Origin of the sequence: Synechococcus sp. MW101C3, from assembly GCF_002252635.1 — a bacterium.
GTDB lineage: Bacteria > Cyanobacteriota > Cyanobacteriia > PCC-6307 > Cyanobiaceae > MW101C3.
In genome coordinates this window covers 216,823-228,109 of record NZ_NQKX01000008.1, presented here as the reverse complement: position 1 = coordinate 228,109, position 11,287 = coordinate 216,823, and the positions used below count along the sequence as shown (strand labels likewise).

The 11,287-nt window shown below is 67.3% G+C and carries 11 protein-coding genes; 5 read left to right on the top strand and 6 right to left on the bottom strand.

Translation table 11 applies throughout. The features are described 5' to 3' along the window. From rlmB to CJZ80_RS11980, 4 genes are all read left to right on the top strand, one after another. Positions 1-2,006 (top strand): 23S rRNA (guanosine(2251)-2'-O)-methyltransferase RlmB (rlmB, locus tag CJZ80_RS11995; RefSeq protein WP_369803054.1); only part of this gene is annotated, 2,006 nt, incomplete at its 5' end. 82 nt (positions 2,007-2,088) lie between these two features. Continuing rightward, complete coding sequence (locus CJZ80_RS11990; RefSeq protein WP_094513405.1) at positions 2,089-2,337, top strand: DUF1816 domain-containing protein; 249 nt, start codon at positions 2,089-2,091, stop codon at positions 2,335-2,337. A 30-nt stretch (positions 2,338-2,367) separates the two neighbouring features. Then, positions 2,368-3,828 (top strand): Asp-tRNA(Asn)/Glu-tRNA(Gln) amidotransferase subunit GatA, encoded by a 1,461-nt coding sequence (gene gatA / locus CJZ80_RS11985; RefSeq protein ID WP_094513401.1) that lies wholly within the window; start codon positions 2,368-2,370, stop codon positions 3,826-3,828. A 93-nt stretch (positions 3,829-3,921) separates the two neighbouring features. Further along, the gene (locus tag CJZ80_RS11980; protein WP_094513399.1) at positions 3,922-7,437 is read left to right on the top strand and encodes a DNA polymerase III subunit alpha; all 3,516 of its coding nucleotides are present in this window, start codon (positions 3,922-3,924) and stop codon (positions 7,435-7,437) included. A gap of 62 nt (positions 7,438-7,499) precedes the next feature. Here the strand turns inward: CJZ80_RS11980 and CJZ80_RS11975 are convergent, their stop codons facing one another. From CJZ80_RS11975 to ruvA, 6 genes are all read right to left on the bottom strand, one after another. Next, on the bottom strand, positions 7,500-7,736 hold the full coding sequence (locus tag CJZ80_RS11975; RefSeq protein ID WP_158217479.1) for a hypothetical protein: 237 nt from the start codon (positions 7,734-7,736) through the stop codon (positions 7,500-7,502). A 109-nt stretch (positions 7,737-7,845) separates the two neighbouring features. Further along, positions 7,846-7,992 carry a lmo0937 family membrane protein gene (locus CJZ80_RS15170; protein ID WP_144037023.1) on the bottom strand — a complete coding sequence of 49 codons (147 nt, stop codon included), beginning with the start codon at positions 7,990-7,992 and terminating at the stop codon, positions 7,846-7,848. 350 nt (positions 7,993-8,342) lie between these two features. Next, positions 8,343-8,651 (bottom strand): CsbD family protein, encoded by a 309-nt coding sequence (locus tag CJZ80_RS11970; RefSeq protein ID WP_233133050.1) that lies wholly within the window; start codon positions 8,649-8,651, stop codon positions 8,343-8,345. Between the two features lie 186 nt (positions 8,652-8,837). Continuing rightward, a complete protein-coding gene (locus tag CJZ80_RS11965) occupies positions 8,838-9,272 on the bottom strand; it encodes a PAM68 family protein (protein ID WP_094513393.1) in 435 nt (144 codons plus the stop codon). 8 nt (positions 9,273-9,280) lie between these two features. Beyond that, positions 9,281-9,550: a 30S ribosomal protein S15 gene (gene rpsO, locus CJZ80_RS11960; protein WP_094513390.1), complete on the bottom strand. Its 270-nt coding sequence runs from the start codon at positions 9,548-9,550 to the stop codon at positions 9,281-9,283. Between the two features lie 71 nt (positions 9,551-9,621). Then, positions 9,622-10,284: a Holliday junction branch migration protein RuvA gene (ruvA, locus tag CJZ80_RS11955; protein WP_094513388.1), complete on the bottom strand. Its 663-nt coding sequence runs from the start codon at positions 10,282-10,284 to the stop codon at positions 9,622-9,624. A 22-nt stretch (positions 10,285-10,306) separates the two neighbouring features. On the opposite strand from ruvA, the gene CJZ80_RS11950 reads away from it, so the two are divergent. After that, on the top strand, positions 10,307-10,765 hold the full coding sequence (locus CJZ80_RS11950) for a hypothetical protein (protein WP_198948303.1): 459 nt from the start codon (positions 10,307-10,309) through the stop codon (positions 10,763-10,765). Positions 10,766-11,287: the final 522 nt, after the last annotated feature.

Below are 11,287 nucleotides of genomic sequence, written 5' to 3'. Positions count from 1 at the left end.
AAGGCCGCCCGGCCCGGGTGATCAGCTCACGTCCCGCCGGTCGCCGGCCGGAAGCGGGAGCGGCACCGGCCGAGGGCGGCGGCGCCCGCTTCGGTGGCGGTGGTGCACGGTTCGGCGGCGGCAGTGGTGCCGGCGGCGGTGCGCGCTTCGGTGGCGCTGGTGGCGGCGCCCGCTTTGGTGGTGGTGCCCGCTTCGGCCCCCGTCGTGGCACGGAAGATCGCGCCGGGGGTGAGCGGCGCTTTGGCGAGCGGCCCGGTGGGGAGCGGCCTGCAGGTGATCGGCCCTCTGTGGACCGCCCAGCCGGCGATCGCCCCTCCAGCGACCGCCCTGGCGGCGATCGGCCCTCGGGCGCCCGCCCGTTCAGTGAGCGCCGCTTCGGCGATCGCAGGCCGGAAGGTCGTCCCTCCTTTGGTGGCCGTCCCTCTTTCGGCGGCCGTCCTTCCTTCGGCGGCCGCCCCACGGGCCGGCCGCCCTTCCGCAAGCCCCCCTTCTCCGCCCCCCGGCCTGATGGCCCCGGCGGTTCCGGCGGGTTGTTCGTCGACCGTGGTGCCAGCGAGCCGCCGGCAACGGGCGAATCGGAACGCTTCGGCGCCGAACCGGCCGATGATCTGATCTGGGGACGCCATCCCGCCCAGGCCGCCCTGGAGAGCGACCGGCCGATTCACCGCATCTGGTGCACCCCTGAGCTGCGCTTCGCTCCCCGCTTCCTGCAGCTGCTGCGCGAAGCCAAGGCCGGTGGGGTGCTGGTGGAGGAGGTCACCTGGGCCCGCCTCGGCCAGCTCACCGGTGGAGCGGTGCACCAGGGGATCGTGCTGCAGGTCGCTGCCGCTGAAACCCTCGATCTCGGCACCTTGATCGACGGTTGCCGCGGCATCGGCGAACCGCCCCTGCTGATGGCGGTGGACGGACTCACCGATCCCCACAACCTCGGCGCGATCGTGCGCAGCGCCGAAGCCCTTGGCGCCCATGGCCTGGTGCTGCCGCAGCGCCGCAATGCGGGCCTCACCGGCTCGGTGGCCAAGGTGGCCGCCGGCGCCCTGGAGCACCTGCCCGTGGCCCGGGTGGTGAACCTGAACCGCTCGCTGGAACAGCTCAAGGAGGAGGGCTACCGGGTGGTGGGCCTGGCTGAAGAAGGCACGGTAAGCCTCACGGAAGCCGATCTCGACGGCCCGCTGGTGGTGGTCACCGGCTCGGAGAGCCAGGGGCTTTCGATGCTCACCCGCAAGCACTGCGACCAGCTCATCCGCATTCCGCTGCGGGGCGCCACGCCCAGCCTGAACGCCTCGGTGGCCACGGCCCTGCTGCTCTATGAGGTAGCCCGCCGCGGCTGGATGCAGGCGATCACCGGCAATGCCCCGGCTCCACGCATCGTGCGTCCGCAGCTGCCGAGCAAGGCGGCAGCCAGCACCAGCGCAGCCGCGCCAGCGGCAGCCAACGTAGGAGCAGAGGCCGCAGCGGCGGTTGACCATTCGGCAGCCGTTGCTGACGACCCGGACGCTGTGTTTTCGGCCGATGAGGAGCGGCTGGCCCTTGAAGACAAGCAGCCTGTTGCTGGGCTGCTGGCCGTTGCGGAGGAGCTCCTCGTCGCTGCTGAGGAGCTCCTCGCCGTTGAGGGGGGGGGCCTTGTGGTTGAAGAGCTGTTGGTTGATGCGGACGTTCTCGTCGTTGAAGAGCAGCGCGCCGTTGCCGAGCAGCTCGCTGATGGGGACTTCACAGCCGATGCAGAGGCGCTCGCCGATCGGGAACGTTCCGTGAGTGGGGAGAGGCTCCTGGATGAGGAGCTGCAGGAGGAGGCAGCGGCTGCTGAGGAGTTCCTCACCGGCGTCGAACCGGAACCGGTGGGGCAAGCAGAAGCAACGGAGTCAGCCGCTCCCCCGCCGCCTGAGAGCACCAGCGAGGCGGCCGCTGGCACGGCACCCCCGGCAGCCCCCTCAGCGCCTCTGGAGCTCACCCTGGAGCTCTCGCCGGCCAGCCCCACGGGCTTTCAGGGGGACATCCAGCTCTGAGTCCGACGGTGCACACCATTCGGGAAAAACGGCTATGGACGGCCCCATGCGAGGGCACAATGGGTCGGTACGAAAAGCCTGAATGGACGCCCTGATCCGGCCTTTGCGCAGCCTGGCGAACGGTCTGGGGATGGCATGGTGGGCGCGGGTGGAAACCCACGATCCCAACGTCATCTATTGGTTCGGCCCGTTCATGCGGCGCCAGGAGCTGGAAGTGGAGCTGGAGCACTTTCTCGCCGATCTTCAGGCAGAGGCGCCCGGCGGGCTCAGCCACGAAATCCTCCGCACCCACCGGGGCGAACCCCTCACCGACGTCCAGGAGCCCGGCTGATAGCGTCCCACCAGCAACGATGGGCTTGGGATGGGGATCGCCGAATGGCGTGAGCGGCTGCAGAGCGGAGACGTGTCTGCCCGTGAGCTCACCGATCACCACCTGGCCCGCATCGACGCGGTGGATCCCACCGTGCATGCCTACCTGGAGGTGACGGCGGATCGTGCCCGCGCCGATGCCGATCGCATCGACGCCGCCCGTGCCGCCGGTGAGACGCTGCCGCCGCTGGCCGGCATTCCGCTGGCGATCAAGGACAACCTCTGCACCAAGGGCATCGCCACCACCTGCTCCAGCCGCATGCTGGAGCACTTCGTGCCGCCGTACGAATCCACCGTCACCGAGCGGCTGTGGCAGGCCGGCGCGGTGTTGCTGGGCAAAACGAACCTCGACGAGTTCGCCATGGGCAGCTCGACCGAAACCTCCGCCTTCGGCCCGAGCCGCAACCCCTGGGACCCGGAACGGGTGCCGGGCGGCAGCTCCGGCGGCAGCGCGGCGGCGGTGGCCGCCGGTGAAGCGATGGCGGCCCTCGGCTCCGACACCGGCGGCTCGATCCGCCAGCCCGCTGCTTTCTGCGGCGTGGTGGGGCTCAAGCCCACCTACGGCCGGGTGAGCCGCTGGGGGCTGGTGGCCTTCGCCAGCTCGCTCGATCAGGTGGGCCCGTTCAGCACCAGCGTGGCCGATGCCGCTGAGCTGCTGCAGGTGATCGCCGGCGCCGACCCCCGCGATGGCACCTGCCTGCAGGCCCCCGTGCCGGATTACCGGGACGCGCTGCGGCAACCCATCGCCGGACTGCGCGTGGGTCTCGTGCGCGAATGCTTTGAACAGGAGGGGCTGGATCCCCAGGTGAAGGCGTCGGTGCTGGCGGCCGCCGCGCAGCTGGAGGCCCTCGGCTGCGAGCTGGTGGAGGTGAGCTGCCCCCGCTTCAACGACGGCATCGCCACCTATTACGTGATCGCCCCGTCAGAGGCGTCGGCGAACCTGGCCCGCTACGACGGTGTGAAGTACGGCTTCCGCTCCGAGCAGGCCGGCAGCCTGGCGGAGATGACCGCCCGCAGCCGCGCCGAAGGCTTCGGCGACGAGGTGCAGCGCCGCATCCTGATCGGCACCTACGCCCTCTCCGCCGGCTACGTGGATGCCTTTTACAAGAAGGCCCAGCAGGTGCGCACCCTGATCCGCCGCGACTTCGACGCCGCCTTCGGCCAGGTGGACGTGCTGCTCACCCCCACCTCACCCACCACCGCCTTCCGCTTCGGCGCCCACGCCGACGACCCGTTGGCGATGTACCTGGCCGACCTGCTCACGATTCCGGCCAACATGGCGGGCCTGCCGGCGATCTCCTTGCCCTGCGGCTTCGACGCCGACGGCCTGCCGATCGGTCTGCAGCTGATCACCGGCGTGCTGGAGGAGCCGCGCCTGCTGCAGGTGGCTCACCACTACGAACAGGCGGCGCGGGTGATGGACAGCCGGCCTGAGGCGGCCCTGGTGGCCTGAGCAGGCGATGCCGTAACCGGGAACTGAACGCCAGATCTAGTGGTGTGCCCGTAGGGTGAGCACACCCCGTAGTGGTTCAGCCACCGCACGCCCTTGGCTTTCGTTCCGCTCCACAACCACAGCGACTACAGCCTGCTGGACGGGGCCAGCCAGTTGCCGCAGATGGTGGAGCGCGCGGTGGAGCTGGGCATGCCGGCCCTCGCCCTCACCGACCACGGCGTGATGTATGGCGCGATCGAACTGCTGAAGCTGTGCCGCAAGGCCGGCATCAAGCCGATCATCGGCAATGAGATGTATGTGATCAACGGCTCGATCGAGGATCCGCAGCCGAAGAAAGAACGCCGCTACCACCTGGTGGTGCTCGCCAAGAACGACACCGGCTACCGCAACCTGGTGAAGCTCACCAGCATCAGCCACCTGCGCGGCATGCGCGGCCGCGGCATCTTTGCGCGCGCCTGCATCGACAAACAATTGCTGCAGCAGTACAGCGAAGGGCTGATTGTGGCCACCGCCTGCCTCGGCGGTGAGATCCCCCAGGCGATTCTGCGCGGCCGCCCGGATGTGGCGCGGGATGTGGCCCGTTGGTATCAGGAGCTGTTCGGGGAGGATTTCTACCTGGAAATCCAGGATCACGGCTCCCCGGAAGACCGGATCGTGAATGTGGAGATCGTGCGCATCGCTGCCGAACTCGGCATCGAGCTGATCGCCACCAACGATGCCCACTACCTCACCAGCGGCGATGTGGAAGCGCACGACGCCCTGCTCTGCGTGCTCACCGGCAAGCTGGTGACCGATGAGAAGCGCCTGCGGTACACCGGCACGGAATACATCAAGAGCGAGGCGGAAATGGGCCGCCTGTTCGCCGATCATCTCGATGCCGCCGTGGTGGCCCGCGCCATCGCCAACACCGCCGTGGTGGCCGAGAAGGTGGAGGCCTACGACATCCTCGGCCGGCAGCAGATGCCGTGCTTTCCGATCCCCGATGGCCACACGGCAGTGAGCTATCTGCGCGAGGTGAGTGAGCAGGGGCTGCGCCAGCGGCTGGGGCTCTCGGCCGCCGAGCCGTTCACGGCGCTCTATGGCGAGCGGCTGGCCTTCGAGCTGCAGGTGATGGAGCAGATGGGCTTCCCCACCTACTTCCTGGTGGTGTGGGATTACATCCGCTACGCCCGTGAGCAGGGCATCCCGGTGGGTCCGGGCCGGGGCTCGGCGGCCGGCTCGCTGGTGGCCTATGCGCTTGGCATCACGGCGCTCGATCCGGTGGAGCACGGCTTGCTGTTTGAGCGCTTCCTCAACCCCGAACGCAAGTCGATGCCGGACATCGACACCGACTTCTGCATCGAGCGGCGCGGCGAGGTGATCGAGTACGTCACCCGGCGCTATGGCGACGACAAGGTGGCGCAGATCATCACCTTCAACCGCATGACCTCCAAGGCGGTGCTGAAGGATGTGGCGCGCGTGCTCGACATCCCCTACGGCGATGCCGACCGGCTGGCCAAGTTGATTCCGGTGGTGAGGGGCAAACCGGCCAAGCTCGCCGAGATGATCGGGCCGGAGTCACCGGCGCCGGAGTTCCGCGAAAAGTATGAAAACGACGCCAATGTGCGCCGCTGGGTGGACATGGCCCGCCGCATCGAAGGCACCAACAAAACCTTCGGTGTGCATGCCGCCGGTGTGGTGATCGCCGCCGAACCGCTTGATTCGCTGGTGCCGCTGCAGCGCAACAACGATGGCCAGGTGATCACCCAGTACTTCATGGAAGATGTGGAGGCGATGGGGCTGCTGAAGATGGACTTCCTCGGCCTCAAGAACCTCACCATGATCGAAAAGACGGTGGATCTGGTGGAGCGGGGCAGCGGTGAACGCATCGACCCCGATGCCCTGCCGGCCAATGACCCCGGCACCTATGAACTGCTGGCCCGCGGTGATCTGGAAGGCATCTTTCAGCTGGAATCCAGCGGCATGCGTCAGATCGTGCGCGATCTCAAACCCTCTTCCCTGGAAGACATCTCCTCGATCCTGGCGCTCTACCGCCCCGGCCCGCTGGATGCCGGCCTGATCCCCAAATTCATCAACCGCAAGCACGGCCGCGAAGCGATCGATTTCGCCTGCCCGGCCCTGGAGCCGATCCTGAAGGAAACCTACGGAATCATGGTGTATCAGGAGCAGATCATGCGGATCGCGCAGGATCTGGCCGGCTATTCGCTGGGGGAAGCGGATCTGCTGCGCCGCGCCATGGGCAAGAAGAAGGTGTCGGAGATGCAGAAGCACAGCAGCCAGTTCGTGGAAGGGGCCACGGCCCGCGGTGTGAACAGTGCGGTGGCGGAAAAGCTGTTCGAGCAGATGGTGCTGTTCGCCGAATACTGCTTCAACAAGAGCCACTCCACCGCCTACGGGGCGGTGACGTATCAAACCGCCTATCTCAAGGCGCATTATCCGGTGGCCTACATGGCCGCCCTGCTCACCGTCAACGCCAGCAGCACCGACAAGGTGCAGCGTTACATCGCCAACTGCCAATCCATGGGCATCGAGGTGATGCCGCCCGATGTGAATGCCTCGGGCATCGACTTCACCCCCACCGGCGATCGCATCCTGTTCGGGCTCTCGGCGGTGCGCAACCTCGGCGATGGCGCCATCCGTCAGCTGCTGGAGGCCCGCCAGGCTGAGGGGCCCTTTGCCTCTCTCGCTGATCTCTGCGATCGCATCCCCACCAACCTGATGAACAGGCGGGCGCTCGAATCGCTGATCCACTGCGGCGCCCTCGATGCGCTGGAGCCCAACGCCAACCGCGCCCAGCTGATGGCGGATCTCGATCTGGTGCTGGATTGGGCAGGCTCGCGCGCCCGCGACCGCGCCAGCGGCCAGGGCAACCTGTTCGATCTGTTCGCCGCCCCGCCTGCCGCTGGGGGCGCTGATCACAGCATGGCGCCGAAAGCCGCCCCTGTGGCCGACTATCCGCCGAAGGAAAAGTTGCGGCTGGAGAAAGAGCTGGTGGGCTTCTATCTCTCCGATCACCCGCTGCGGCAACTCGCGCAGCCGATCCGGCTGCTCTCACCGATCGGCCTGGCCACGCTCGAGGAGCAGGCCGACAAGGCGCGCGTGAGTGTGGTGGCGATGGTGCCGGAGATCCGCAATGTCACCACCCGCAAAGGTGATCGCATGGCGGTGCTGCAGATCGAAGACCTCACCGGCACCGCCGAAGCGGTGGTGTTTCCGAAAACCTTCGCCCGGCTCTGCGATCACCTGATGGTGGATGCACGGCTGCTGATCTGGGCGTCGGTGGATCGCCGCGACGACCGCGTGCAGCTGATCGTGGACGATTGCCGCGCCATCGATGATCTGCAGCTGCTGCTGGTGGAGCTGGAGGCCGAGCAGGCCGCCGACATCGCCGTGCAGCATCAGCTGCGCGAATGCCTGGTGCGGCACCGGCCGGAGCAGGACGAAGCGGGGGTGCGGGTGCCGGTGGTGGCGCTGGTGAAGCTGCACGACCAGACCCGCTACGTGCGTTTCGGCCACCAGTTCTGCGTACGCGACGGCGCGGCCGCCGTGGACACACTCCACGCCGCCGCCTTCACCGCCCGGCTGCACTCACCCCTGCAGCTGGCCTGAGGCCTGGCTGATGCCGATGGGCCCCTCTGGATTGCTCAGATGGAGCAGTGGCGCGGGCGCCATCAGAGCCCGTATCTGCGCAACGTTTCCTGCCGGCAGGTGCGTTCAGCCGCCTTGAGGTTGCTGTTGAAATCAAACTGCCTGAGAAAGCATTGGCAGGTGGATTGCGTCAAGCCTTCCGGCACATTCTGACCCGAACGCCGCACTTCATCGCTCACGGCAAGCTGGCAGAAGTGCATGGCCAGGTTGCGGGCATCAAGGCTCTGCGCGCTGACCGCCACCGGCAGCGCCGGCACCACGACAGGCAAAGCCAATGCCACGGCCAGCTGAAGCCTGAAGGGTGCAAGCAGATGGATCATGGGGCCAGAAGCAATGGGATACGCCTTGCAACAAGGGATCGGGGTGCGATCAGACCCTCGTCCGTTGAAGCAGCCGCAGCACAAGAATGACAACAGCCACAACGAGAAACAGATGAATCAGCCCACCCAGGGTGAACGAACTGACAAGACCCAGCAGCCACAACACAAGCAGCACGACGGCCACGGTTTCCAGCATGGGAGGTTCTCCTGAAGAACTCAATTGTCGTTAACGTCGATAAAAGCTGGCAAGAACTAGCGAAAGAGAGGCATGTTCCTTGAATCCGTGCGCCTGGTCAGGCGACATGGAAGGACGCCTTGATCGGGCGGGCGGAAGAATAGACCCGGTGCTTCAACGCGCCACGCGAGAACCACTGTTCCATGCAAAAGCCTCAGTGGCAGTGTTTCGCAGTGGCAGTGCTTCAAGGGAAACCCCGCACCACCATCAGGCGGAGCGGAGCACACCCTGCTTCAATCCTGCCGGGAGGCCACAGGGTGAATGAAGCCCATCAACCTGGGAGCATCACGCCTGTGAGCACCTGGCAGGGATCATTTGATCTTGTCGGCGGCCTTGGAGGTGGCGTCGCTCACCTTGTTAGCGGTCGACTTCACGCCCTGTTTGAGGTCGGAGCCGGCCTGCATCGCTGCAGCCTGCACCTGTTTGGCCTGCCCTTTGAGCTTTTCGCCGGTGTCTCCGGTGAGTTCGCCGTGGGCAGCTTCAAGCCGGCCTTCCGCTTGCTTGGCGGAGGCGGAGAGATCTTTGGACATGATTCTGGCGGCAAAGGGGGTGGTGGTCACGAAGCTGGTCGAGGCCATTGCAGGGGGCTGAAACACGCAAGAGGCGATCATCACGACCATGGCGAGAATCAGGGAAATCGGGAACCTCCGATCCATTCGTTTCATTGGCTAGGTCTGCATGGGCACCCCCAACAGCTAGCCAGCGCTCCCCCAAGCGGCCACGAACGCACCATGAACGGGCCAGCATGGATTCATTCCAGGGCAGATCTGCAGCACTTTCAGGAGCACCGCTGAAGTGGCGGTGAGTCAGCCGGGCGCGTTGCTGCCCTGGCGCATCGCCCGGATGGAGGCACGCACGCGGCTGATGTTGACACCGATCTGCTCGAAGCCCAACAGGCTGCCGGCCGCTTCTTCCCAGCTGGCCGAGAGCACGCCATAGCTGAGCCCCAGCACACCCAGCAGGAACAGGCCACCGGACACCGCGAGGGTAAGCACCGGGGGGACGTCGTAGATGTTGCGGCTCACCAGCAGGTAGCTGACCACGAACGCGGACATGCCCAGCACGGAGGGAACCCCCGTGGCCAGGGCGATGCGGCGTGCCATGCGGTTGGCCACAGCAGGCGGAATCACTTTCGCCCCACTGGCCTTGGCGGCAGCGCCGCCGCCAGATTTGCCCGCTCCCGCCGTGGCAGAGGGGGCAAGACCGGAAGCCTTCGGGCGGGGCTTGCGCTTGGCCGCCATGGATCCGCTCAGCCCCGGATGCCGAGCTTGGCGATCAGCTGGGCGTAGCGATCTTCGCTCTGGGCGCGGAGATAGCCGAGCAGGCGCTTGCGGCGCCCGATCATCTTCAGCAGACCCTGGCGGGAGGAGAAATCGTGCTTGTTCTGTTGCAGGTGACCGGTGAGCTGGGAGACCCGCTCGCTCAGCATCGCCACCTGCACCTCGACGGAACCGGTATCGGTGCCGTGGGTTTGGTGGCTGTTGATCAGTTCCTGTTTCTTGGTGGTGTCGAGCGGCATGCCGGCGTCGGGCCCTGACGGTGCAAACAGACAACTTACCGCCCCGTGGGCGCCCCCTGGGCCGGAGGGAGTCAGGCGGCCTGCTGGGCCAGCCAGCGCAGGCTTTCGCGCAGCCAGGCATCGGGGCCTTCGGCCGGCTCCAGGCCGCCGCGTCCTACGGCGTGCAGCGCCCGGTTGATCTCCAGCGGCGCGTAGCCGAGCGCCTCCAGCGTGATCTGCACCTCGTCGCGGGTGGCGGCCAGGGGGGTGGTGCCGCCGTCAACGCCGGCGTCATCGAGGCCGAAGGCCCCGCCAGCCAGCGCGGCCGCCCCGCCGTCGCTCTCGGCCAGCTTGCCGCGCAGCTCCACCGCCAGGCGCTCGGCGGTGCGCTTGCCCACGCCCGGCGCCTGGCAGAGCTTGCGCAGATCCGCCTGCACGATCGCGCGCACCAGCTCCTCGGGCGGATGGGCGCCCAGCAGGGCCAGTGCCAGCTGGGGGCCCACGCCGCTGACGGCCACCAGCAAGCGGAACAGGTCCCGCTCCTGCCGCCCGCCGAAACCGAACAGGGTCCAGCCGTCTTCGCGGATCGACTGATGGATGTGCAGGGTGAGCACGGCGCCTTCAACCGGCAGCCGTTCCCAGTGGCGGCGGGTGAGCTGCACCTCGTAGCCCACCCCCTGGCAGCAGAGCAGCAGGCCGCAGCGGTGTCCCTGCTGCCACCGTTCCGCCACAGCGCCCTGCAGCCAGCCGATCATGGGCACATCTTGAGGCGCCCCCATGCTGCCCGGTCCCCTTCTCTCCGCCAGTGGGCGGTCTGCGCTGCCACCGCTGGGCGCCTGCCTGATCGCCCTGGCGCTCGGGCTGCTGCTGGCGCTCAGCGGCTGCCAGGGGGTGGGCCAGCCGTCGCAGCAGGTGCTGCTCGATGCCCTGGAGCTGCAGATCGCCCTCACCCAGCGCTCGATCGCGTCGGCGCTCGCGCTCGATCCCCCCGGAGCGCCCCAGGTGAGCCGGGTGCGCGTCAGCCATCAGGAGAAGGTCCCCATCGGCGATCGCCAGGGGCTTCACCTCAGCGGCCAGTTCGACTGGCGGCTCGCCAACGATCCCTACCGGGTGGACAGCCCCTTCGAGCTGTACCTGCTGCGCGGTGAGAAGGGGCAGAGCTGGCGCCTGGCGCGGCCGAGCGCAGAGGGCGACCGCCTCGGCTGGGTGACCGATCCACTGCCGCTGAAGGGGTAAGCGGGCTGCCCAGGTCGAATGACTGACGGCCGGCCGCCAAGGGCGGTGATCGGGTGCGCCTTGCAACGCTGCAGCTACCTGGCGGCCCTGTGAGACGTGCACCTCGCCATCGCCTGGGAACCGCTCAAGGGGAGCACCCCCAACGGCGTGCTGGTGGAAGACCGGGGCGACGATGCCAGCCGGCACATCGCTCGCGTTGACGGGGAGGAATGCGAACACCGGCGCAGCAGCACTGATGTGGAACTCCACGCGTTCGCTGAGGTTAACTACGGACGCCTGTGCGGACGCTTGCGGGGTGCTCCGCGGGAAAAGGCTCGTGCGAGTCACGGAACCGCTGATTGTGGGGTTCGAAGGCTCGGGAGTTTCCAGGCAGGGCAGTTTGTGATCTCCTCCATCATCAGCACGATGTGATGGAGATTGCCGGGCCGCCATAGGGAGCCTCCAGCCAAAGTGGCAATGAGCATCTCTGGACAATCGCCCAGGTAATCGCGTGGGAAGAGGAGGTCATATCTAGAAGTTTGC